This is a genomic window from Proteus myxofaciens ATCC 19692 (assembly GCF_001654855.1).
Classification (GTDB): Bacteria; Pseudomonadota; Gammaproteobacteria; order Enterobacterales; family Enterobacteriaceae; genus Proteus; species Proteus myxofaciens.
Map to the genome: position 1 here is coordinate 1 of NZ_LXEN01000019.1, position 25,224 is coordinate 25,224.

Consider the following 25,224-nt stretch of genomic DNA (forward strand, 5'->3'; position numbering starts at 1 on the left):
ATTTATAATAGGCAGGTTTCTAATAAGGGAATTGTTATAAACGATTAAAAGCGACAACTCTAATCGCAGAAATATCTGCTTGAGCACTTTCAGCAACGTCTTGGCATGCTTTTTCTAAGGCTATATGAGGGGTAATTTCACTACTCGTTTCGATAATTTTATGCCCGGCGTAAGTATCACCATTTCTAGAACGTACTTTATACGCTATAAACCAGTATTCCATATCTTCACCGTTTAGTTTATTAATGATGTATTGACCATAACGGTTTATGCATTCTTTTAATGTGACGATTATCAATTATCTACCGTTTTATCAGCCTATTTTATTATCTTTAGATAAAATAGCATTTATGCCTATAAACGCATTTCTGATTGTACTAGTTGTTTTATTTTGACTGCTTTTTCAAAATGGTCGAGTTTGTGTGTCATAATCCACCACGTTGCCACATCCATAAGTAATTGCGGTTCATCATTTTTATTTGCAAAAAAAGCATAAAAAGATAAACCAACTCCCTCACCTTTAGCGGCTATTTTTTCATCGCATATTTTTATTATTTTCTCTTGTAAATTTTTTTGCATATTTTTCTCATTAAATATTAGATTATTTATAATTAATAATATTAAAATACAGCCACTTACTAATAAATAGTGCCTTTTTAGTGACTATTATCAACGACATTTTAATGTAAATTAAAAGGTTAACTTATCAGGCTCAAGCAATAGAAATTAGTTATTCTGTTATTTTCGGATATCAACTACTTTTTACTTCTAAGCGTATTTTTCTTTTGCAAAAATATATCATTTTATTGTGTGCTATAAAATAGATACCGTATATATACGGTATCTTAGATAATTTTTAGATTGCTATTTATCATTATCAAAAAAAGTATAAAGAATAATGTTTATACGATTAATGTATAGATGTCTATTTTTTGCTTGAGTTAAATAGAGTCTTTTATTTGCAACGTAAAAGAGTAAAGAGTTATTTAAAGGTGATTGATTCGTTTTTTATTTGAGCTTATTACTAGTTTTGTTCTAAACAACCACTAGAAATAAGGTACTAAAATGAAAAAACTACTTGCAACAGCAGCAATTTTGACCGGATTAGTTTCTTATGGTGCAATGGCTTCAACATCAGCCCAAGCCCATAATATTCATAAAAAAGAAACCTCTTCTGTTAATCACAATCTAGATAAAACACATCATACTCATCAGAAAACACCAACGCCAAAGGTTAATAAGTAATATCGTATCTCGTGTATAAAGAATGACTAAACACGCCAGTTGTTGTATCAAAGGTTGAACGATAACAAGAAGTATATTGAAAATATATTTTAAGAAACAACTGGCGTTTTATTAAAAGAAAAGAAATTACTCTCTAATTGTATCTTTATCTCTTATTCTCACCGCCAATCCTGCATTCATTACAATACAGATGGGGAACTCATCATCAAAAATGGTACACGATATTTATAGTGCGTTGATGCCTAAGAACGATCAAGACCAAATATCGTTATTAAACCAAAAATTAAATGATTTCGCCCCCTATACGCCCTCAATGAACCGTAATGAAATAACTATTCTCTATATATCAAATAGTTAAACTAGTTACACCTGCATACTCATAATTTCTTGATAGGCAGCCACCAGCTTATTACGAACTTGCACACCCATTTGCAATGAGATACTCGATTTTTGCATATCAACCATTACATCGTTTAATTCAACACCAGGTGTTCCTAATGTAAATGCTTGTACTTTATTCGTCGCATTCACACGCGTTTCATTAATTTTGCCTACAGCCTCAACAAGCTGAGAAGCAAAACCAGCCTGAACAGGTTGGGGTTTTGCAATATTGGATGCTTGTAAACTTTGAATTTGTATTTTATCCAGAACACTTTCAATTGCTGGAATTGACATATAAACCTCTGCGTTAATCATCTGATTCAATTATCGAATTAATGTCATAGTAAGGATGTGCACCAACACGCTTACTGAGTTATACCCTAACACAGGGGTTTCATTCCAAAGCGAGTAATTAACGCAAAAGTTAAAGGCTAATTACGCCATTAAATGAAACGCAAAAGGCCAATAATGACACACCTGAGACTAGGTCTATATATTAGCGTAAGGGGAGTCTGTTTTGTTACGCCACGCTTTTAGTATTCATCCCGAACTACAAGGCAAGGATTGTCTATGAATGCCGAAAAAACCGACGTTGTGAACCAGAAAAAAGGTTTTAACGCCATTATTAACCGGATAAAAGCCGATCCGAAAATTCCGCTCATTATTGCGGGCTCGGCGGCAATTGCTATTTTTGTTGCTGCATTTCTATGGTTACAAAGCCCTGATTATAAAGTGCTTTATAGTAATCTTAGCGATAAAGACGGTGGCGAAATTGTCACACAGCTAACACAGATGAATGTGCCCTATCGTTTGTCGCAAAATGGATCGGCAATTATGGTACCTGATACTCAGGTTCATGATTTACGCCTAAAACTTGCACAAGCAGGGCTTCCAAAAGGTGGGGCTGCTGGTTTTGAACTGCTTGATAAAGAAAAATTTGGGATCAGCCAATTTAGTGAACAAATTAACTATCAACGTGCTCTTGAAGGTGAACTTGCTCGTACTATTGAAACATTAGGGCCTGTACAAAATGCACGTGTTCATTTAGCACTGCCTAAACCGTCTCTTTTTGTACGCGAGCAAAAATCCCCTTCAGCATCTGTGACAGTAGGCCTATTACAAGGTCGTGCACTTGATGAAGGTCAGATTAATGCCATTGTTCATATTGTTGCAAGTAGTATTGCTGGTATGCCTGATAGCAGTGTCACTATTGTTGATCAAAGCGGTAAATTATTAACACAACCTGATGCTTTAGGTCGTGATCTTAATTCTATCCAACTGAAATATGTTCAGGAATTAGAAAACCGTTATCAACAACGCATTGAAACGTTACTTGCACCTATTGTTGGTCGTGGAAATGTTCATGCACAAGTGACAGCTCAAATTGATTTTTCTCATACAGAAGAAACAGCAGAAGAGTACAAGCCTAATCAACCCCCCAATCAAGCTGCCGTTCGCTCTAAGCAATTAAGCCAAAGTGAACAAAATGGCGGTATGTTAGCAGGGGGGGTCCCTGGTGCCCTTTCCAATCAGCCTGTTGCCTCTCCTCAAGCACCTATTGATACCGCTAAAGCGAAAGAGGGTGATAAGAATGAGGCTGAACCAGCAAAAGGAAATAGTACCGCATCTGCAACTCGTAATCCGAATAGTAATAGCCGTTTAGATGAGACGACGAATTTTGAAGTTGACCGTCGTATTCGTCATATCAAACGCCCTGTGGGTAACGTTGAACGCCTTTCTGTTGCCGTTATTGTTAACTATAAAACGGTTGAAGATAAGAAAAAACCAGAGGAAGGTGAAAGTAGCGATGATGCTATCGTAGCAACTAAACAAGTCCCTCTAACTGATGAACAAATCAAACAAATTGAAGGCTTAGTTCGTGAAGCTATGGGGTATTCCCAAGAACGGGGCGATTCTTTAAGTGTGGTTAACTCACAGTTTAATGATATTGAAGAGCAAGTTGTTATTACCCCTGTATGGCAAAATCCTGAAATATTGTCTAAAGCCTTAGATATTGGTCGCTGGCTACTTCTCGTTATCATCGCTTGGATTTTATGGCGCAAATTGGTTAAACCTCAAATTGACAAACGCCGTGAAGCCGAAATTGCCACACAAAACACGGTGCTAAAAAGCAAATTAAAAGTGAGTGATGATGTTGATGAAGCTGAACTTGACGAAGAAGCACGACGTAAACAAGCGCGTCAACGTGTTAGCGCTGAGTTACAAAGCCAACGTATTCGAGAAATGGCAGAGAAAGATCCTCGTGTCGTCGCAATGGTAATTCGTCAATGGATGAGTAAAGAACAATGAGTAATTTAACCGGAACAGAAAAAAGTGCCGTGATGTTAATGACTCTTGGTGAAGATAGAGCAGCAGAGGTGTTTAAACATCTGACAACACGTGAAGTGCAACAACTCAGTATTGCCATGTCATCAATGCGCCAAATTTCTAATCAGCAATTAATTGATGTCATGGCTAACTTTGAAGAAGATGCTGTTCAATATGCTGCCTTGAATGTGAATGCTAATGATTACTTGCGTTCTGTTCTTGTCAAAGCATTGGGTGAAGAGCGCGCTAATAATCTGTTGGATGAAATATCTGAAACGCGTGAAACAACTACAGGTATTGAAACGCTTAATTTTATGGAGCCACAAATGGCTGCCGATATTATTCGCGACGAGCATCCACAAATTATCGCCACTATTTTGGTTCACCTCAAACGGGGTCAAGCTGCCGATATTCTTGCCCTCTTTGATGACAAATTACGTAATGATGTGATGTTACGTATCGCAACGTTTGGTGGAGTTCAGCCTTCTGCATTAGCAGAATTGACAGAAGTCTTAAATAATCTGCTTGATGGCCAAAATCTCAAACGTAGCAAAATGGGGGGAGTTCGTACTGCGGCTGAAATTATTAACTTAATGAAAAGTCAGCAAGAAGAGAACGTTATTACCGCTGTACGTGATTATGATGGCGAATTGGCACAGAAAATTATCGACGAAATGTTCCTCTTCGAAAATCTTATCGATATCGACAACCGTTCAATTCAGCGCATTCTACAGGATGTGGAATCCGACTCCTTGGTTGTGGCATTAAAAGGATGCGATCAAGAATTGCGCGATCACTTCCTCAACAATATGTCTCAACGTGCTGCGGAAATTATGCGTGATGACTTGGCTTCTCGTGGTCCTGTTCGTATGTCTCAAGTCGAAGCAGAGCAGAAAGCTATCTTGCTTATTGTTCGTAAATTAGCAGAGAGTGGAGAAGTTGTTCTTCATGGAGGAGAAGATACCTATGTCTGATAAACATACTGATAACTGGAAGCCATGGGTTCCCAAAGAATTGACTGATTGGGAGTTAAAGGCAGAAACGCCAGTAGAAAACGAGATAAAAATCGAAAAACAGGAAAAAGAAGTCGTTCAGCAACAGAAAGTTCTCGAGCAAATTAATATGCTTGATGATATGAAAGAAAAAGCCCAAAAAATGGGTCATGCTGAAGGCTTTGAGGCAGGGAAAAACCAAGGTTATCAGGAAGGCTATCAGGCTGGATTACAAGCAGGTATTGACAAAGGGACTCAACAAGGTATCGAACAACAAGCACCGTTAATTAACGAATGGCAAGGCTTATTGGCAGAATTCAAGCATTCACTGGATGGATTAGACAGTGTTATAGCATCAAGATTGATGCAAATCGCATTAACAGCAGCCAAAGAAGTACTTGGTCAGCCTGCTGTTTGCGATGGTTCTGCCTTATTAGCTCAAATCAATTTGATGTTACAACAAGAACAAATGTTCTCAGGTGATCCGCAGTTGCGGGTCAATCCTAAACATATTCCATTAATTGAAAAAGAATTAGGTGATTCGCTTTCAGCTCATGGTTGGAAAGTCGTTGCTGATAACAGTATTCATATTGGTGGATGCCGAGTTGTAACAAATGATGGTGACCTTGATTCCACGATAGCCACTCGTTGGCATGAACTTTGCCGTCTTGCTGCACCGGAGGCATTGTAATGACTGCGAGATTGGGGCGTTGGTTAGACAAATTGGCACAAACAGAAGCAACCTTGAATAAAATTCCACGTGTTCGCCAATACGGTCGATTAACTAGAGCAACAGGCTTAGTCATGGAGGCTAAGGGGCTAGTTATGCCCCTTGGTTCAACATGTCTTATCGAACGTACCATTGGTAAAACGGTTGAAGAAGTCGAAAGTGAGGTTGTGGGTTTTAATGGCGATAAAATGCTCTTAATGCCTTTACAAGAAGTAGAAGGTTTAACACCAGGTGCTCGTGTTTACGCACAAGCTATACCTGGAAGTGAAAATGAAGGTCGACAGTTACCTCTTGGTGATGCGTTATTAGGTCGTGTTCTTGATGGCTCGGGTTATCCATTAGATGGTCTACCTCCTCCTGATACAGGATATCGGGCATCATTGATTACTCCACCAATAAACCCATTACAGCGTACTGCAATAACGGATGTACTCGATGTCGGTGTGCGCTCTATTAACGCACTATTAACCGTCGGTCGTGGACAACGTATGGGACTTTTTGCAGGCTCAGGTGTAGGTAAAAGTGTACTTCTCGGTATGATGGCTCGCTTTACACAAGCAGATGTTATCGTCGTTGGTTTAATCGGTGAGCGCGGACGTGAAGTTAAAGATTTTATTGAAAATATTCTTGGTACTGATGGCCTAGCACGTTCTGTCGTAGTTGCGGCTCCTGCTGATGTTTCACCTTTATTACGTATGCAAGGTGCTTCTTACGCAACACGTATTGCAGAAGATTTTCGTGATCGAGGAAAACACGTGTTACTGATTATGGATTCACTCACTCGTTATAGCATGGCACAACGTGAAATTGCACTTGCTGTTGGTGAGCCACCTGCGACAAAAGGCTATCCCCCTTCTGTTTTCGCTAAATTGCCTGCATTAGTTGAACGTGCTGGTAATGGTGTTGATGGTGGTGGCTCCATTACCGCTTTTTATACTGTATTAACAGAAGGTGATGATCAGCAAGATCCTATTGCAGATTCTGCTCGCGCTATTTTAGATGGACACATCGTTCTATCGCGTTCTCTTGCAGAATCAGGTCACTACCCGGCTATTGATATTGAAGCTTCAATTAGTCGCGCAATGACATCTCTTATTGAGAAAACGCATTATCGACGAGTACAAATTTTTAAACAACTTCTATCGAGTTATCAACGCAATAGAGATTTAATTAATGTTGGCGCTTACGCAACAGGAAGTGATCCTCTGTTAGATAAAGCCATTTCGTTATATCCGTCATTAGCTGCGTTCTTACAACAAGATATTCATGAGCAATGCAGTTATCAGAGTGCATGTGAGCAACTTAATCAACTGATCACATTAAACTAAATCTGAACATAATCAGAGAGGGTTCCAATGCGGGAACAGTCACCTTTAGTGACACTAAGAGAACTGGCGCAAACAGCCGCTGAACAAGCAGCTATTCAACTAGCTCAAGTCCGGCAGAGTCATCAACAAATGGAACAGCAACTCAATATGTTGATCGGGTATCAGGATGAATACCGCATACGTCTTAATGAAACATTAAATTTGGGAGGAATGTCCTCTGCGTCATGGCAAAACTACCAACAGTTTCTTAAAACATTAGAGCTCACCATAGAGCAACATAAGAAACAACTTAATCACTGGCAAGAGCAATTAGATCTTGCTACTAAACAATGGCAAGAAAAACAGCAACGACTCAATGCATTTGAGACTTTAGAGCAACGCGCTGAAGATAGCCGTAAGCGACATCTTGACCGCATTGAACAGAAACAAATGGATGAGTACGCACAGCGTAGTACTTTACGGAGAACAACTTGATGGAGATAACGCTTCTGAACATGGATGTCGTCGCACCTTCTCCCGGCTCAGCATCAGCGACGAATAGTCAACCCGGAGAAAATGCACCGACATTTGCTCAATTTCTGAGTACACATCCTCAGAATTCACAGAGCGACAAAAAAACGGTACAAGCTCAAGATAATACATCTAAAGAGAAAAAAGTAGAGAAGCACTCACAAGAGGATAAAGACAAAGACGATACCCACGATATCGCCTCTGTTGTCGCTGACACAATCCCTAACAAACTGCAATCTCAAGAAAAGTTATCGTTAACTCTCTCTTTACCTGATAATGAGCAATTAGATGACATTATTGAAAATAAAATCCCCTCTTCATTAATGTCGGCAGAGGAACTTGCAGCAGAATTACCCGTTCAACTTGCAGGGCTACCTGGTTTAAAACGCACGCTTCCTACATCAGAGCAACTTAAACAATCAGTAAAACATGAAGATAAACTCTCACCATTAACACGCGTATTCACTAAAGAGACTCAAATGACTGGGATTCATCTTACTGATAATAACGTTTTATCAAAATTTGATGAAAAGTCGTTATTAACACAGTTGCGTCCTGAAACATCTGTATTGGCAACCCAAGGTACACAAACTGATACGTTACCAGCAGATAAATCTTCTACAAAAAAAGCGGATACTTTTGCTTCATTGCTAACGCCTGTCTCAGAGAAGATACATGCACAGCTCAATAGTAATAAATCACAGCAAAATACAAAATTAACAGAAAATGTATTCCAGCAAATAGCAACAAATAATTCGACGTCTGAAAAAGAGTTGCATAACACCTTAACAACAACATCTTCATTGACGTCTCATTCCCTTGTGAATAGTACGAATGTTTCAGCAATATCTCAGCCTCAAGTTCATTTTTCACCTACCGTTGTACAAGTGTTAAATGCTCAAGTAGGCACACCTGAATGGCAACAACAGTTTAATCAGCAAATCGTGATGTTTAGTCGTAATGGCTTACAAAAAGCAGAATTACGGTTACATCCTGAAGAGCTAGGTTCACTGCAAATTCGTATGAAAATAGAAGATGGACAAGCTCAACTTCATCTTACGTCTCAAAATGGACATGTTCGTAATGTGTTAGAAAATGCAATACATCATTTGCGTCAAGCGCTTTCTGATAACGGTATCCAGCTTACGCAAAGTCATGTATCTAGCGACAATAGCAATAACTGGCAACAAGAAAATATGTCAGATTCCTCTCAATTTAGTGGAAAGTCTGCCGATAATCATCAAGGAAGTGAGGATAACGATATGCAATTAACCTCAGAGTCGGCACAACAAAAGATAACTCTTACACCTCAACAATTAGCATCTGCTCGTGGCGGTGTTGATATTTTTGCCTAATACAAATGTATTTGGAGGGGGCCTTATGTCAATAAACGTAAGAGTTAATGGTTTTTTCCCTATCTGTTTCTGCCATTAAAAAACAGAAATAGCGGGATAATTAAAGTTGATTTAGATGGATATGGAAGTCCACAACAGTGAACACGTATCCACTACAAAACAGGAATTTAACTGTCCATGTCTAATTACAGCAATAAACGTAAAAGCTATAGCTTAATTTTGATCATCATTATATTGGTGATAGTCATTATTGCGGCGGCATTCGGTGGATATAGTTGGTGGGCATTGAAGCATGCTAAATCAGGTTCAGCGGGCACTAATCAACAAAAAGTGATCCCAGCCCCCGTTTTTATGTCATTAGAGCCTTTTACCGTCAATCTCATTGATGATGAGGAACATTTAGACAGAGTACTCTATATCGGTATTACATTACGATTAACTGATGAGAATACTCGTAAACGTCTGCAAGATTATTTACCTGAAGTTCGCAGTCGTTTGTTATTACTTCTTTCACGTCAACAAGCTAATAAGCTAGCGACAGATACTGGAAAAATGCAGTTAATGACAGATGTAAAAGAAACGCTGAGACCGACTCTCGTACCCGGAGAATCTGAACAGATCCTTTCTGGTGTACTGTTTACCACGTTTATTCTGCGATAATCATTATGAGCGATAATATCCTTTCACAGGCAGAGATTGATGCTCTGCTGAATGATGACACATCAGGTGACGACGCTAACGAAAGCGCGAACAAGGAACCTGCGAAAGCGAAGGATCCGAATGAACCGGATATTCAGCCTTATAACCCTAACACGCAACGCCGTGTAGTTCGGGAACGCTTACAATCTTTAGAAATTATTAACGAACGTTTTGCGCGTCAATTCCGCATGGGGCTATTTAATATGCTACGTCGTAGCCCCGATATTACTGTTGGTGGTGTAAAAATCCACCCTTATCACGATTTTGCTCGTAATTTACCTGTACCAACCAATCTTAACTTGGTGCATTTAAAACCACTACGAGGTACCGCGTTATTTACCTTTGAACCTAACTTGGTTTATATCGCCGTAGATAATTTATTTGGTGGTGATGGCCGTTTTCCTATCCCTGTAGAAGGCCGAGAATTCACAAATACAGAACAACGTGTCATTAATAAAATGCTGAGATTAGCATTAGATGCGTATCGTGATGCTTGGGATTCTATATTCAAGATCCAAGTTGAATATGTTCGTTCAGAGATGCAGGTTAAATTTACTAATATTACCTCATCACCGAATGACATTGTTGTTACGACCCCCTTTCAGGTAGAGATTGGTTCTATGGTTGGGGAATTTAGTATTTGTATTCCTTTCGCCATGATTGAGCCATTACGAGAACGATTAATCAATCCCCCAATTGAAAATGCGCGTCAAGAAGATGGAGTTTGGTTAGATAGTTTAGTCAATCAGGTTCAGCACTCAGAACTTGAATTGGTTGCTAATTTTACTGACATCCCATTACGTTTATCTAAAGTTCTGAAACTCTCAAAAGGGGATGTTATCCCTATTGATAAACCTGAAAGATTGATTGCACATGTCGATGGCGTACCTGTTTTAACAAGCCAATACGGTATGGTAAATGGGCAATATGCCTTACGTGTTGAACATCTAATTAACCCTGTTTTAAACGCTCTGGATGAGGAACAAACCGATGAGTGATGCGAATCGCCCAACTGACAATTCACAATCTGAATCTGCTGAAGATATGTGGGCTGAAGCTATGGAACAGCAAACTGGGAAAAACCAGGATAATAGTTCCGATCTATTTGACAATCTATCACCTGAACAAGACGCACTTAATCATCTTTCTGACATCAATTTGATTATGGATATTCCTGTCAAATTAACCGTCGAGTTAGGTCGTACAAAAATGACGATTAAGAAATTACTCAGTCTTTCTCAAGGTTCTGTTGTTTCGCTTGATGGTCTAGCAGGTGAGCCACTTGATATCTTGATTAACGGTTATTTAATCGCCCAAGGTGAAGTTGTTGTTGTCTCTGATAAATATGGTATTCGTATTACTGATATCATTACACCATCAGAACGTATGCGTCGTCTGAGTCGTTAATCAATGGAACAGCTTCCTTCCTTTTCCAGTCAAGGTGTGGCAAATACTGCCACACCAACGACAACGCAAACGACTCAAACATCAACACAAACTTTGCCTGTAGGACAAAGTCTAGTGCAAGTGAGTACAGCGCTTGCGGGTATAATTGTACTTATTGTAATTGCAATGTGGCTATTTCGTCGAATGGGATTAACACGTGGCACATTTAAAGGGCAATCAGCTCAACTAAGTGTAAAAGCAAGTTGCTCATTAGGTTCTAAAGAACGTGTTGTAGTCGTTGAAATTGAGCAGGAATGGCTTGTATTAGGGGTAACCACCTCTCAAATAAATGTACTGCATAAATTACCTATTCCTGAAAAAGCCTCACAGGAAGCAACCACGACATCAACACATCCCCTATTTACCCAATTATTACAAAAAACGCTAAAGCGAGATAAAGGCAACTCATAATGCATCAGTATGTCTCATTTTTTAACGCATTAAAGCGTTGGCACATCTTCGCAAGTGCTGTAGTTTTGCTCTTCTTGCCTAGCAGTGTATTTGCTCAGTTTCCTGGCGTTATTTCGCAACCATTGCCTGGTGGTGGACAAAGTTGGTCATTACCAGTACAAACCTTAATTTTTATTACTGCTCTAGGGTTTATTCCAGCAGTATTATTGATGATGACGAGTTTTACTCGAATTATCATAGTATTAGGTCTATTACGAAATGCATTAGGAACACCTTCTGCACCACCAAATCAAGTTGTTCTTGGTCTTGCACTTTTTATGACCTTTTTTATCATGGCTCCTGTGTTCGATAAGATGTATCAAGATGCTTACCTTCCTTTTAGTGAAGATAAAATTTCCTTTGAACAAGCCCTTGATAATGGTGCAAAACCGTTACGTCAGTTTATGATGCAACAAACCCGAGAAACAGATTTAGCCCTTTTTTCTCGTCTTGCTGATGCGCCTGCGTTTGAAACACGTGAAAGTGTACCAATGCGAATTTTAGTTCCTGCCTATATTACGAGTGAATTAAAAACAGCATTTCAAATTGGCTTTATGATTTTTATTCCCTTTCTTATTATTGATTTGGTTGTTGCGAGTGTCTTAATGGCATTAGGTATGATGATGGTGCCACCCGCAACAGTTTCATTGCCTTTTAAATTAATGCTCTTTGTTTTAGTTGATGGTTGGCAGTTAATACTTGGCTCATTAGCACAAAGCTTCTTTAATTAGTGGCGAGGTAATTTATGACTCCTGAATCTGTGTTAGCGCTAGGTACTGAGGCGATGAAAATCGCATTATCCCTTGCTGGTCCTTTACTTTTAGCTGCTCTTGTAACGGGTTTAATTATCAGTATGTTGCAAGCCGCCACACAAATAAATGAAATGACATTATCGTTTATTCCTAAAATTTTAGCTGTTCTTGCTGCTATTTTAGTCGCTGGCCCTTGGATGTTAAGTCTATTGATAGATTATATACATAACCTGTTTACTAGCATTCCAAATATGATTGGTTAATAACAATGATAACGCTGACCAGTGAAATGCTTAACGGCTATATTAGTGATTTTTTCTGGCCTTTTGTGCGTATTCTCGCACTTTTTAGCACCGCACCTATATTTAGTGAAAAACAAACACCGAAAAAATTTCGTATCGGATTAGCGTTTTTAACCACAGCCCTTGTTGCACCGGGTTTACCACAAACTCAAATTCCATTAGTTTCTATCATGGCATTTTGGGTGCTTATTCAACAAATTCTTATTGGTACTATTTTAGGGTTATCGATGCAGCTGGCTTTTGCCAGTGTTCGTCATGCGGGTGAAGTGATTGGCTTACAAATGGGGCTTTCATTCGCTACCTTTGTCGATCCCTCTGGTGGCCCTAATATGCCAATTTTAGCGCGTATTTTTAATATGCTAACTATCTTGTTATTTTTAGTGTTTGATGGCCATTTATGGTTACTCTCTATTTTAGTGGATACTTTCTATGTTATCCCTATTAGTCATCAAACCTTAAATTCATTAGGCCTTTTAACACTCGTTCAAAGTGGTGGAACTATCTTTATTAATGGTATGATGCTAGCCATGCCATTAATTACACTCCTTTTAGTCATTAATCTTTCATTAGGTATTTTAAACCGTATGACACCGCAGTTATCGGTATTTGTTGTCGGTTTCCCACTGACCTTAACGGTGGGTATATTAGCACTATCAATGTTAATGCCTGCACTGCCGGTCTTTACTGAACGTGTATTTAGTGACACGTTTAATCGTATTACACTGATATTACAGCAATTAGTTTCTTAATATATAGCTTATTAATAAATTTTAAAAGTATTTCAATCCACATGAAGAAATACAATTTTAACTAATGGCTCCATGTTATATTGGGGAAAAATAGTAAGATAAAAAATAGCACTACTAATTTATGATGAAATCAATAGTACTAATATTTATCTATATAAATAATTTCTAAAGCTATAACGATATCGTGTTAATAGGTATCTATATCAATATATTTTAATTATAAGCATCAAAAAATGAAATAAAGTAGGTTTTAAATATATTCGAAATTAGTCATATGTAAAAGTAACCCCAACTAGAGATGTTATTTTCCCGGCAGTTACTTGTCCTCCAGTACGCTCATATCGGGCCCTTAAACCAAGTGATACAGGATTATTACCAACAATCCCCATTCTAACTAACTTATTAATAGGAATAGCGGTTCCATTTCGAGTAATCTGAACCCCCATCCCTTTTGATGCCGAATTATCACTACTCAAAGTATTAACAAATGTCATTCCATCATTCGCGGTTTGACCAGAAAGAGAAAATGATATATTTCGATTTTGAGCACAGTGAATATTAAGATCTATAGCAGCTTCTGCTGGATAAGTAGGAAGATTAACGACAGCATTCCTATTATTTACATTACAGCCACCAATGGGAATTACTATATCTGTATTGGAGATAATATTCCAAGTAAAAAACCTAGGATCACCGCCATTTAGATCGGCTATTTTATACATTTTGATCTGAGCAATTGCAGAGCCAGCTTGTACGAGCACTCCATTTGCCGCACTATTTAAAGGGGTTAAATAAAGCTTCATTGGCATTGGCTGAGGATAAGGTTCTGCTATATGTAGAACAGATGTAGTTGTATTTAATGGCAATGGGTATGTACTGCCATTCCAATATATAGAGCCTGTAAATCTATTTAACGGCCCCGTAAGTCGAGTGCCTGGTTCTAAGTTCACATGATCTATATCCGAGTAATTATCATAGCTATTATAACAGCTTAAATGTTGAGACAAATCAACAATTAAGTTTCGCCCAATTTGGACATCAGGCCCTAATGTCACATAGATATTATGATTACCACTACCTATCTCTTGGCCACCATCAACCTTACACCCAAACGCTAATGCCTTTGTTGAAAACAGAATAAAAAAAGCGAATAGAGTTCCACTTCTTATTAAATTCATATTATATACCTACTAACTTAAAATTTATTAAAATAAAAACAACGTAATGTACGTGAAAGAAATTAATAATGAGAGTTTTTTAAATATTGATGAATATAAACAAGTATATTTAAATTTAAATTTTAATTTAATATTTAAATTGCGTTATTTAAATAAACTGAAATCTAAATAGATAAAATAAAAACATAACTAATAAATTATTTATATCAAGGATATAATTTACAGATAAGTATAAGTAACATCTATAATTGCTTGAACTGAACCCTGGGTAGGCCTACCACTCACTGACAGAGCCCTAACCCGTAAAGGGAAACTAGTTGATAATGTTGAATCATTAACAGCAATTTTTTTTATTGCACCACTATTTAAGTTATTACCTTGAATATCTTGTAATTGTAATTGTATTTTTTCTGATGTCCCTAGATTCTTATAATATCCAGTATTGTCTGTCACACCTTTAAATGTTGCGGCAACTACGGATGTACCTATAGGACAATCAACTAAATCTAATGAAATAGCATACCACGGTGAAGCAGAATTAGGCTGTATAAAGTTGTATGTATATAAATCACCTAAATCAACATTCGCAGTCTTTGTTCCAACAGTGCAAGGTCTAGCAATAACACTACCATTAACCGTAATGTTGACATCAACTGCATATGCTGATGTTACCGACAATAGCATTCCTATTATCATGGTTATCACTATCTTCCATTTATTAATAATCATAGCTTCTCCATTTACTGGAATTCAAGAGTAAAAGTCGCTGATGCATGAATATGACCTGCAATAACGGGTAACTTAGATGTCATCAATCTTGCATAAAAATGAAGTGTATTATTTTTTCCTGCAACGAGTGGCGTCCAAGTAATGTAATCACTAGTAGCATTTATCGCCATAGGAACTCTATTACCATCCAAAATTTGGATCCCCACACCTGATGCATTTTGTCCACCAGGTTCTATTGCTAACAAAGTCGTATTGGATATATCAGCAATTCCAGAAAACCCCACTTTTACCGCAGTAGCCGCTTCACCACATGGTGATAATTCAATATAAAAAGGGACAATAGGCGTAACTTCTCCAACCTTATACATCTGCTTTAAGGCATTATTTAATAAATCAACAACTTGATCTTGAGAACCAGGAGCAACTCCACAGGTATTATCCCACATATAGCCTTTTATATGGATAGTACTATCTGCTGCTATTACACTTTGACTTAACAAAATAAGTGTAATCATCGTAATAGATATTTTTTTAAAATGATTAAACATTACTCCCCCTTAGCGACATTCAGCACGGTATTTGCTGATTAACTCATACTGGCTTTGTTCTGGTAAAGAGTAAGTTACATGACAAGTTTTATCTGCTTCCTCCCCCCAATTTACAGTGAGTTGACCTTTAAGAGGTAAACCCGTTAAATAAACTTGGCCACCCTCTGTAGCAATACTTCCTCCTTGATTATTTTCTAAAGAAACAGTAGCGCCAAACGGTATAGGCTTATTATTATAGAAGATAGTCATTAAGACTTTCACACCTACTTTAGGTTTAAAATCAGCTTGTACTACTGCCCCTCTTGTTGGAATAACATCCATGACTGAATCTTCAAGATCAACATTATTAGCTAAAGTATTTGTATCAAGAGCAACACGATTTTCACGATATTCTGTCGCGTAAGGAATAACGGCATAGCCTCGCCAGTCAGTTGCAACCCCTGATTGATTTTCAACACGAACATTATTAGCGCCAGGTGCTTTAATTAAAATAACGGTATCATTCAATGGCTGACTTAATGTAACACCATTAGCATGCGCAATAGCGCCACCACTAATCCCATAATATGTTTGGCGATAATTATTACTATAGCTATAACCGATGTTAGCATTACCATATGCACCACGGTAATTCAGTGAAGTATTACTGGTTCCTGATGAATTTGCATGCCCACCACCAGCATAACCAGTCTGTACACTATAATTTAAGTTATTATCTTTCAGTAGCGTCCCAAATAACCCCACTGTATTATTCATTCTACCTTTTAAATCATGAGAGCCACTATAGCTGACATTAGCATTACGCCATATAGAATCACTGTCAGAACGTAACCAATTACTAAAGGGGACATTAACATTCACGGCTAATAATTGATCATTTTCATCTTGCCAAGAATTTTTTGATAGGCTGTAACTTACTCCTAAATTTACCCCTTTAAATTGAGTATTAACTCCTACCTGTAACTGCCGGTCAGATTTATTAGTATTCCAATATGTTTCATGGCTACCCGTTATATACATTGTTGCTTGCTTAGCAATTTGTTGAGTCAGGCTTAGCTGAATTTTTGCGCGTTTGTTATAGAGCAAGTTATAATAATCTGCAAACTTCGGTTCTATATCCACTAAACCATCTTCAGTTAAAACAGTACGTCCACTCATGCGTTTATATGTCGTATCCGCAAATGAATAATAACCACTTGTTGAATAACGGTAACCTGCTAATCGAATAGATGTGCCTGTTTCACTTATAGACTTATTATAAAGAAATCTAATTGATTGACCTTGATGATCGCTATCATCAGGCAATTCAGAGTTAGCATGAGTGACATCGATAGATAATGCACCAAATGCACCAATATTTTTACCAATACCAGCATTAATTGATTGATAATGATTAGCTAATTGCATTCCACCATATAATGTCCAACCATTTGATAAACCATGCAATAATGACCCTTGTAAAAAGACCGGTTTATTCTGCTGGCTATTACCTGAACGATAGTTACCCAATGTTACGGCGTATTCTGTATGCCCTTCACGCTGTAATAGTGGTACTGATGAGTAAGGTACTGTGAAGGTTCTTTTTGAACCATCTTTTTCAGTGATAGTCACTTCAAGATCACCACTATTTCCACCTGAATAAAGATCATCTATTACAAAAGGTCCTGGTGGAAATGTGTTACGGTATATTTCATAGCCATTTTGCTTAATAGATACATCTGCTGTACCTCGTGCAACTCCTCGAATGACAGGAGCAAAACCACGTAAGCTTTCAGGTAGCATATTCTTATCAGAAGCTAGTTGAATGCCTCGGAAATTAAAACTTTCAAATATATCGTTTGTAGTATAACTATCACCAATAGTTAAACGAGAACGTATTTGGTTAATTCCTCTTTCAATATAAGTAGCAATATGTTCCCAACTGGTTTTTCTATTACCCGAACCACTGGTACTGTGATTCCATATTGAATTATCACGAAAACGCCACGCTCCTAAGTTCACACCACTTTGTAAAGAGAGATAAGTGTATGTAGAATGCTTACCCGTCTGATTACGTGTAGTACTGCCTGTCAAATTGTAGTTTAAAATTGCGGCTTTTATCCCTGAATCCCATAATTCAGGAGGAATAAAATCTCGTACGTCATTATTCATAAATATTTGTGGAACTGTAATATTTAATTGTTGTAATCCAACATCAAATACCGCAGTTGAACCTTTTATTTGTGAAACCAAAGAATGACAAGTATTATTTTTAGTATCGATAGTTTTTTTAGTATCGAGAGTTTGCGTTTCTATTTTAGAAAGCGCTAGCGTGCTAATTCCCAACCTAACCATTTCACCTTTCGATAAACAAGGCGATAAACTTTCACTTTTTTTATCAAGTATAAAACGAACATCTCGCGTAACTGTATAAGTACCATTAAGAAAAATATCAACACGATAAGTCCCTTCTGGAACTTCTTGTCCTTTTTCAAAAGTAGATAAATCAGCTATTGTGGAAGGATCATCACCTAAGAATCGTGGGTTAAAATAAACACCCTCGCCTTTAGTCTCAAAAGGAAATAAGCTAAAGCCAATAAAAAATGTTAATACAACAATCGGAAAATGGAACTTCGAATTGTATCTAAAATATTTTTTTTCATTTCTTACTAATAACCTTTTTTTAGATACTAAGTACGACATAACCCCTCCGACCTAAATAATATTGATCAGTAAATTATTTAATTAAAATAAGTTTCACTATACTTATGAATAAAAACTTCTTATTGCATTTTCCCAATTCGCTTAGGCGTTAGCGCACCATAATCATTAATTGTTTGGTAACTAACATCTCCATTTGCATTATTTGGAACATCAATAGTAGATTCACTAAATGGAGCGACTAGCGTATTTTCCAATTTAGTTTTTCCTATTGTTAACTCAGTTAATGTCATATAATACGGGGTTGGATTAATCGCAATAAGTGATGCTGATTGTCTTTTAAAACGTAGCTCATCCACAGATTTTTCTGGTGAAATCGATAACCCAGTAGGACGATAATATAATTTTATACGGCTAATAATAGCTAGTTGCAAAGTATTCTCATTTAGTTTTGATTTATCTGTTGCTGGTATAGCTTTAACATTAATCCAAAATATACTTTCTCTATCCTTAGGTAATTGATTATTTGTTGCGTCGATAATACGTAATGTATTTTCTTTTTTTCCATTCATTGTAAATAATGGTGGTGTAATAATCATCTGATCACTTTTTTGATGATCTATATTCTCTATCCAAGATTGAATAAGAAAAATTCCATTATCTTCATTATTTATAACAGATAACTTTACTTGTTTCTGATCCGCAGGATAAATAACACGAGTTGCCCCTAAAGCAATACCTGCATATGCCTGTATTGAAATACTTGAACAAAATATTATTAATAAAGCAGTAATAATTTTTCGGGTTATTGCAGTTTTCATATTTATATTAATCCTTTTTTACTAAAAATATTAAAAATAATACTTGTTCATTTTTGGGTATTCTTATTCATAAGTAAGTAAAAAATCTGCATATGCATCAGCTTTTCCACCCATTATATTGTAACTAGTTGCGCGATATTTAGTCATAAAATGCAAGGTCATCTCGCGTTCTTTATTAAGCAAGGCAACTTTCATAGGCAAACTATTAATTGGAATTAAATTATTGTTTGAATCAAAAATAGCTATCCCTACGCCTTTAGCTGAATCATCTCCATTATCGACAGAAAGAATATCGTGATTAATATCATTGGCAACGCCTAAAAAAGTAATAGATACGAATTTACTAATCTCGTGATTACATTCTTGAAGATGGATATCAAACTTTATAGGATCAGAATCTTGCCCAGGAGCAGTTAATTTATTTGTACTTAATTGCCCCATATTTACAATCATGGATTGATCTGATATTGCAACACTACAAGCTTCTGCAATTAATTCCCCATAGAAGCGCATTTCGCCACCAGGAAGCTCTACTTTCCAATTCGCACCTCCTGCTTGAAGAGATAAAGAAAAAAGGATGAGTAGACTAAGCATTAGCTTTTTCATAAACTTCCACCTTTTTAGTATTTGCCAAATAATAACCATCCTTGGTCTATTGAATCTTATATATTCCTTTTACGTATTATGTATTGGAAGTCTTATTCATATTGTACTGCGAATGTAGCATCAGCATTAGCAACACCGGCAGTCGTTGCACCTAATGCAAAGTAACGTGCTTGGAACGGTAATGAGTTAGAACCATCATGCAACGTAATTGCACTGCCAAATCCTGAACCATCGAGAGTTAATGGAACACTTTTGCTATCAAGGATTTGAACACCAACATTAGTTGCAGCACCAGAGGCTGAAGATGCTACAGGTATCACTGTTGGATTTGCAGAACCAGAAGATACGCCTGTAAATGCAATTTTTGCAGTTTTTGATACTGTTGTATCACAATCATTAAGTTGAATATCAAAATTAACAGCTGAACTTGTATCACCTAATTTAGCAAGTCTAGCGGTACGAATTTGTCCTAATGGAACCATTTTATCAACTGATCCCACATCCACAGCACATGCTGCATTTACTAATTCACCTTTAAAATGTACAGTCCCGCCATTAACAGTTGTTTTAACTGCATCTTCTGCTAATGTTGCAAATGAACTAACTGTTAAAATTGAAAAAACAAGTGCTAAAGATTTAACTTTCATTATTTCCTACCTTATATGTGGATAATACGTAATATATTAATTACACAAACAAAAAGTTAATATATTAATCAATACATCAACCCTACTCTTACAACTTATTTTTATTTACATAAATACATAGCTAATTAAACTCAGCACTAATACTTTTCTTTACTAAATTAATTTTAATAAATAAAAACCACTAAGTATATTTAGCTAAATAATGAGACTAATATAAATACTATTTTATTTTCACTTAGCCTTTATAAAAACACAAAATATTCACAACAAAAACATTCTTATTAAAAAAATCAAAAATCATTTATTAGTAAATATAAAAAATACTTTCTTAAATTTAAGAAATAATTAATGAACAAATAAAAATTCTTACCTATATAAAGTAAATTTTTAAATTCTACAAATACCTTAATTACTCTATTTTTTCTTAACCTCAGTCCCGAGTATAGGTTACATTGTTTTTTTCATACTCACTCAAGACATTACAAAAAAAATCACCCCAATCTTTATCCAGTTTTTGTAAAATAACATGTAGTGTTTCAATATTAATGCTTGTATTTGCATTTTCATATCTTGATATTTGTTGTTGGCTAACATGCAATAATAATCCTAATTGCTCACCTGATAGCGATTTTTTTATGCGAGCATCTCTAATGTACTTTCCGATTATTTTACGCAATACTTCACAACGTTCTCTTTTCATCTTAACAACCTGTTCATCTATTTTTATAGCACTAGGTAAATTTTATAAATAAAAAAATAATAGTAAAATCACCCTGTTTATAAATATTAAACATTATTCAACCACTAAGACTGTTGCTTGATTACTATTATTTATATATCTATCGATTGTTTATTGTTGATTCATTGATTTGTTTAATAATGTAAATTTATAAATAATAAGTGTAAACACGTTATTATCGATCGATAAACAAATTTTGATAGATATTAACTATCAATAAGCCACTCAGCGATCGTTAAATGCTATATTAATTAAACCAAAACCTTTATTTATCAAAAATTTAATCAAATAAGCGAATAAAAAAAGCATTACTTTGTAAGTATTAATTCCATTAAACTTTTTATGATTTATTTTTACTCAAAACTTAAATAAATATAATTATTTTCACATTGGTTTAATCAACGAAATAAATATAAAAATAGAAACAAAAATAGTATTTATTGATTTATCTGCCTGAATTTACAGTAGATATCTTTAAATGAGTGTCGCTACTGGACGTTATTATTGTTTGTAATATCAATAATAACAATTGAAAAAGACAATTATCTTATAATGAGTATTAAACTATTTTATATAATTTAAATAAGCAACAACTTGCGGTAGGATTTATCTTAATTAGAATTTAACAATAATACTTTTATATATATTAAATATTTTTTGTGTGAAAGCTTATTTAAATATCAATTTAGATATTACTTTTTTACCTACACTTTCTAATATCATAAATGTTCAGTAAAAATATATTTTCTAAAAAAAAACACTTAATATGTTAATAATGTAAGTAATTATACTTAAATAACTTTTTATACTACGCTTAGTTTTAGCAGTACATTAATATTACAATAATCATTTTTTAAGATTTCATATAATTCATTTTTCAGGTATCTCATTAAAATGAATCTATTTTAATTTTGGCTATCAATGCTTATTTATTCTAAAATTCACGTACATCAGTTGCCAGGTAAGAGGCGTATTATATTCTTGAAGTAACAGGAGGTAGTTCGCACCTTTGTAATTCGTAAAGAAAATAGCGACTATATTGTTAACTATTATTCTTTAGCAACAAGAAGGTAAATCATATTGAAATCATTAATCTTATTCGTAGTAATATACCAACGCCTAACCTTGTTATTATTTTAGAGAATCTTACTGTTAATATTCCTTTCCATAGAAATGGCCTTGATTTTGATTTATGCTGTTATCGTGTTGATGAAAATATTGATATTAAAGCAATTATGGTTCATACCTTTATAAAAAGGTAAAACAATTTTATCTTTATAATCACTTTAAAACTTCATCTACATAAGAAAATATCTGATTCTTGGTATTAAAAAAATAGAGTCATCTATTGTTTTCAATAAGTATAAAAAAATCCCCTGATAAAAAGATAACCAGGGGAGATATCAAAATGTCGCGAGACAGTACTAAAAACTAGCGATACATAGAGAACATTGACATACCTTTCATATCGTTAAACACTTTATATGAAGCTTGTAAAACAGACTCTTCCTGATAATAATCAGAAATAGCTTGAGTCCAATCTAAGTCGCGTAACTCACTTAGACGTTTTGAATTTCTCAGTGAAGAATCTGCACCTAAATCATCTAAACTATCAAGCGCTTGAAGCTGTAAACCTAATTTAGCTTCTACACTAGAAATATTATTTAGTGTATTGCGATTGACTCGATTGGCATTATCAATTTTATCTAGCGCAGCCTGTCGATCGCTATTTGGTGCTCCTTTTAACGGAGTACGTAATGCAGTCACAGCAGAATCCAGTGCTTCAAAAATATCAGGTGCTGAACCCGTACTACCAGAAGATTGTAAAGTTTCAATCCCTGTAAAATTAGTTATCATCTCAATATTGCTATCAACTTTTTGAGAGATTTGTTTATCACCACCTTGATAAGTGATTTTACCTGTAGTATCAGCGACAAAAGGGGGTTTATCTGATTTAAATCCACCAAAAATATAGCGACCAACGCCATCTTTTGTATTACCAATGCCCACAAGTTGGTCTTTTAAACCTTGTAATTGATCAGCCAGAGATGAGCGATCTTCATCGCTAAGTGTTGCATCATTACCAGCAGCAACTAAGGTTTCTTGGATTTTAGTTGTAATATTAACCATTTCATTGGTTAAGCTCATTTGCAAAGACATACTATTTTTTGCAAATCCACGCGCTGTGGCATATTGCTGATTACGTGCTTCAGATTGTTTAACCATAACCGCTTGAGATGCAGCCATCGGATCATCAGAAGGTTTTTCAACACGACGACCACTTGAAATTCGATTACCTTCAGTCATCCATTTGCTTTGCGAAGAGGTAATATTATCCATCCGCTGATTATAAATTTGATTTGAACTTAAACGCACAGTGTTACTCCTTATTCTGATGAAGGTTTACTTAGAAAATTTGCATAATTGCATCAAACATACTGTTTGCTGTTTGAATAACTTTTGCATTTCCCATGTAATATTCTTGAATACGATACATTTCACCGTACTCTTCATCCATGTTCACACCTGAAACTGATTGCTGCTGTTGCTGAATACTTTTGGTAATAGAAACTTGTGCGTCAAAATCAACTTGAGCAGTATTGACTTTATTACCGACCATGCTCACTAATGAACCATAACCACCAGCAATTGTTGTTTTACCATCAATAATTTTTTCATCAGGTAATTCAAATAACTTTTTCATATTGTCATTATCGCTAGGCCCAGTATCTTTTGCGCCCGCAGCTGCAATTTTATTCGGATCAGTGATAGCAACACTCATACCTGCAATCACATTACCAACAGGTTGCACAACAATAGAATCACCTGCTTTCGGTGTACCTGACACAGTGATTTTCATTCCTTCAAACTCTAATTCACCACTCGTATTAGGTTTTGCTTCAAATTTACGGCTACCTGGTTCAACCGTGACGTTCCACTTACTTCCGTCATAGGTAACTGTATAGTCAGCAGCTTTAACTTGCTTAGTATCCGTATAATCAACGGTGAAATTCGCATCACCTTTATTTTTGCCATTAGGCATTACATGAGCACCACCAAGGTTAAAGAATTTCTCACCTTTATCGCCGTTAAGGTCGAAACCTTGTTCATGCTGTTTATTAAATTGATCGCCTAAGACTAAGGCCAGTTGATTTAGTTGATTCCTACTAGAATCTAACACTTCACTGCGGCTGCGGTATGCGCCACCTAATTCACCACCTTTAATACGTTTTGCATCAACTTCACGGACTTCATCGATACCATTGCTATAACCAATAACAAGGCGCTCGCTATTTTTTTCTGATGGAATGGCAGAAACTTCATATGAACGAGTACCTGAAACTAAAGGTAAACCATTCGCAAAGGTGACATTTACAAAGCCACTGTCTTGCTGTGTAACTTGAACATCAACTAATGTATTTAATTCTTGAATTAAACGATCACGTTGGTCTAATAAATCATTAGGATCAGCGCCATTAAAGCCTTTAGCACGACTAATTTCACTATTTAATTTTGCGATTTGTTTAGTGTATTCATTAATATTTTTAGACGTGTTTGTAACTTGATTATTAATATCTTTTTCTAAATCGCGTAGAGATTGGTCGGCTTTAGCAAACATGTTCACCATCGCTTCACCTTTACCAATCACGGTTGTTCTTGCAGGGTTATCTTCTGCATTATTTGTGACGTTAGGTAAACTCGTAAAGAAATCATCAATTGCAGATGAAACATCGTTCCCTTTATCTGCTAACAAATCGTTAATTTGCGAAATATTTTTTGTATAACTATTCAACGCGCTTTGCTTTGCCGTTGCACGATTCATTTGATCAGCAAGAAATTCATTATATTCACGATGAATACGACTGACATTAACACCATTACCGATATAACCGTGACTGGTCATCGTGCCACCGTTTTCATTAAAAACAGTCATTTGGCGGTTGTACCATTTTACGTTTGAGTTAGCGATGTTATTACTGATAGTGCTCATCGCAGCTTGTGCCGCATTAAGTCCGCTCATCGCTGTATTAATTAAACTGTTGGACATT

The 25,224-nt window shown here is 36.0% G+C and carries 27 protein-coding genes; 14 read left to right on the plus strand and 13 right to left on the minus strand.

Annotation, left to right across the window (positions count from 1 at the left end):
* Positions 1-34: 34 nt before the first annotated feature.
* Positions 35-298: a hypothetical protein gene (locus M983_RS02260; RefSeq protein WP_245683996.1), complete on the minus strand. Its 264-nt coding sequence runs from the start codon at positions 296-298 to the stop codon at positions 35-37.
* A gap of 56 nt (positions 299-354) precedes the next feature.
* A complete protein-coding gene (locus tag M983_RS02265; RefSeq protein ID WP_066746411.1) occupies positions 355-579 on the minus strand; it encodes a DUF6500 family protein in 225 nt (74 codons plus the stop codon).
* A gap of 486 nt (positions 580-1,065) precedes the next feature.
* Between M983_RS02265 and M983_RS02270 the strand changes: the two genes are divergently transcribed.
* Positions 1,066-1,245, plus strand: coding sequence for a hypothetical protein (locus tag M983_RS02270; protein WP_066746415.1), 180 nt, complete (start codon positions 1,066-1,068; stop codon positions 1,243-1,245).
* Positions 1,246-1,608: 363 nt separating this feature from the next.
* Here the strand turns inward: M983_RS02270 and fliE are convergent, their stop codons facing one another.
* Positions 1,609-1,920 carry a flagellar hook-basal body complex protein FliE gene (gene fliE, locus M983_RS02275; protein WP_066746418.1) on the minus strand — a complete coding sequence of 104 codons (312 nt, stop codon included), beginning with the start codon at positions 1,918-1,920 and terminating at the stop codon, positions 1,609-1,611.
* 276 nt (positions 1,921-2,196) lie between these two features.
* Here fliE and fliF point away from each other — a divergent pair, with 276 nt between their 5' ends.
* From fliF to fliR, 13 genes are all read left to right on the plus strand, one after another.
* Complete coding sequence (gene fliF / locus M983_RS02280) at positions 2,197-3,936, plus strand: flagellar basal-body MS-ring/collar protein FliF (RefSeq protein ID WP_066746421.1); 1,740 nt, start codon at positions 2,197-2,199, stop codon at positions 3,934-3,936.
* The gene (fliG, locus tag M983_RS02285) at positions 3,933-4,928 is read left to right on the plus strand and encodes a flagellar motor switch protein FliG (protein WP_066746424.1); all 996 of its coding nucleotides are present in this window, start codon (positions 3,933-3,935) and stop codon (positions 4,926-4,928) included. Before fliF ends, fliG begins: the two co-directional genes overlap by 4 nt.
* On the plus strand, positions 4,921-5,637 hold the full coding sequence (gene fliH / locus M983_RS02290) for a flagellar assembly protein FliH (RefSeq protein ID WP_066746427.1): 717 nt from the start codon (positions 4,921-4,923) through the stop codon (positions 5,635-5,637). Before fliG ends, fliH begins: the two co-directional genes overlap by 8 nt.
* Positions 5,637-7,004 carry a flagellar protein export ATPase FliI gene (fliI, locus tag M983_RS02295; protein WP_066746429.1) on the plus strand — a complete coding sequence of 456 codons (1,368 nt, stop codon included), beginning with the start codon at positions 5,637-5,639 and terminating at the stop codon, positions 7,002-7,004. The genes fliH and fliI overlap by 1 nt, the downstream gene beginning before the upstream one ends.
* Positions 7,005-7,031: 27 nt before the next feature.
* A complete protein-coding gene (gene fliJ, locus M983_RS02300; protein ID WP_066746432.1) occupies positions 7,032-7,478 on the plus strand; it encodes a flagellar export protein FliJ in 447 nt (148 codons plus the stop codon).
* Entirely contained in the window at positions 7,478-8,869 is a 1,392-nt protein-coding gene (locus M983_RS02305; protein WP_066746435.1) for a flagellar hook-length control protein FliK, read from the plus strand. The genes fliJ and M983_RS02305 overlap by 1 nt, the downstream gene beginning before the upstream one ends.
* A gap of 177 nt (positions 8,870-9,046) precedes the next feature.
* On the plus strand, positions 9,047-9,529 hold the full coding sequence (fliL, locus tag M983_RS02310; protein ID WP_066746438.1) for a flagellar basal body-associated protein FliL: 483 nt from the start codon (positions 9,047-9,049) through the stop codon (positions 9,527-9,529).
* A 5-nt stretch (positions 9,530-9,534) separates the two neighbouring features.
* Positions 9,535-10,566, plus strand: coding sequence for a flagellar motor switch protein FliM (gene fliM, locus M983_RS02315; RefSeq protein ID WP_066746441.1), 1,032 nt, complete (start codon positions 9,535-9,537; stop codon positions 10,564-10,566).
* Positions 10,559-10,975, plus strand: a complete 417-nt coding sequence (gene fliN, locus M983_RS02320) for a flagellar motor switch protein FliN (RefSeq protein ID WP_066746443.1) — start codon at positions 10,559-10,561, stop codon at positions 10,973-10,975. The genes fliM and fliN overlap by 8 nt, the downstream gene beginning before the upstream one ends.
* A 3-nt stretch (positions 10,976-10,978) precedes the next feature.
* The gene (gene fliO / locus M983_RS02325) at positions 10,979-11,425 is read left to right on the plus strand and encodes a flagellar biosynthetic protein FliO (protein WP_066746446.1); all 447 of its coding nucleotides are present in this window, start codon (positions 10,979-10,981) and stop codon (positions 11,423-11,425) included.
* Positions 11,425-12,195: a flagellar type III secretion system pore protein FliP gene (fliP, locus tag M983_RS02330; RefSeq protein WP_066746450.1), complete on the plus strand. Its 771-nt coding sequence runs from the start codon at positions 11,425-11,427 to the stop codon at positions 12,193-12,195. The genes fliO and fliP overlap by 1 nt, the downstream gene beginning before the upstream one ends.
* A 14-nt stretch (positions 12,196-12,209) precedes the next feature.
* The gene (gene fliQ, locus M983_RS02335; protein ID WP_066746453.1) at positions 12,210-12,479 is read left to right on the plus strand and encodes a flagellar biosynthesis protein FliQ; all 270 of its coding nucleotides are present in this window, start codon (positions 12,210-12,212) and stop codon (positions 12,477-12,479) included.
* 5 nt (positions 12,480-12,484) lie between these two features.
* Positions 12,485-13,267: a flagellar biosynthetic protein FliR gene (gene fliR / locus M983_RS02340; protein ID WP_066746454.1), complete on the plus strand. Its 783-nt coding sequence runs from the start codon at positions 12,485-12,487 to the stop codon at positions 13,265-13,267.
* Between the two features lie 266 nt (positions 13,268-13,533).
* On the opposite strand, the gene M983_RS02345 is transcribed toward fliR, so the two are convergent.
* The 10 genes from M983_RS02345 to flgK all read right to left on the minus strand — a co-directional run bounded on the left by M983_RS02345 (position 13,534) and on the right by flgK (position 25,223).
* A complete protein-coding gene (locus M983_RS02345) occupies positions 13,534-14,445 on the minus strand; it encodes a fimbrial protein (protein ID WP_066746456.1) in 912 nt (303 codons plus the stop codon).
* Positions 14,446-14,664: 219 nt separating this feature from the next.
* Positions 14,665-15,174, minus strand: coding sequence for a type 1 fimbrial minor subunit FimG (gene fimG, locus M983_RS02350; RefSeq protein WP_066746459.1), 510 nt, complete (start codon positions 15,172-15,174; stop codon positions 14,665-14,667).
* Positions 15,175-15,185: 11 nt separating this feature from the next.
* Positions 15,186-15,722 carry a type 1 fimbrial adaptor subunit FimF gene (fimF, locus tag M983_RS02355; RefSeq protein ID WP_066746462.1) on the minus strand — a complete coding sequence of 179 codons (537 nt, stop codon included), beginning with the start codon at positions 15,720-15,722 and terminating at the stop codon, positions 15,186-15,188.
* A gap of 9 nt (positions 15,723-15,731) precedes the next feature.
* Positions 15,732-18,404: a fimbrial biogenesis usher protein gene (locus M983_RS02360; RefSeq protein ID WP_066746463.1), complete on the minus strand. Its 2,673-nt coding sequence runs from the start codon at positions 18,402-18,404 to the stop codon at positions 15,732-15,734.
* An 80-nt stretch (positions 18,405-18,484) separates the two neighbouring features.
* Positions 18,485-19,183 (minus strand): fimbria/pilus periplasmic chaperone, encoded by a 699-nt coding sequence (locus M983_RS02365; RefSeq protein ID WP_066746466.1) that lies wholly within the window; start codon positions 19,181-19,183, stop codon positions 18,485-18,487.
* A gap of 63 nt (positions 19,184-19,246) precedes the next feature.
* The gene (locus tag M983_RS02370) at positions 19,247-19,789 is read right to left on the minus strand and encodes a fimbrial protein (protein ID WP_066746469.1); all 543 of its coding nucleotides are present in this window, start codon (positions 19,787-19,789) and stop codon (positions 19,247-19,249) included.
* A gap of 92 nt (positions 19,790-19,881) precedes the next feature.
* Positions 19,882-20,436: a type 1 fimbrial major subunit FimA gene (fimA, locus tag M983_RS02375; RefSeq protein ID WP_066746471.1), complete on the minus strand. Its 555-nt coding sequence runs from the start codon at positions 20,434-20,436 to the stop codon at positions 19,882-19,884.
* Between the two features lie 430 nt (positions 20,437-20,866).
* The gene (locus M983_RS02380; RefSeq protein WP_066746475.1) at positions 20,867-21,136 is read right to left on the minus strand and encodes a helix-turn-helix domain-containing protein; all 270 of its coding nucleotides are present in this window, start codon (positions 21,134-21,136) and stop codon (positions 20,867-20,869) included.
* Between the two features lie 1,470 nt (positions 21,137-22,606).
* Positions 22,607-23,551: a flagellar hook-associated protein FlgL gene (flgL, locus tag M983_RS02385; RefSeq protein ID WP_066746478.1), complete on the minus strand. Its 945-nt coding sequence runs from the start codon at positions 23,549-23,551 to the stop codon at positions 22,607-22,609.
* A 31-nt stretch (positions 23,552-23,582) separates the two neighbouring features.
* A complete protein-coding gene (gene flgK, locus M983_RS02390) occupies positions 23,583-25,223 on the minus strand; it encodes a flagellar hook-associated protein FlgK (RefSeq protein ID WP_066746481.1) in 1,641 nt (546 codons plus the stop codon).
* Position 25,224: the final 1 nt, after the last annotated feature.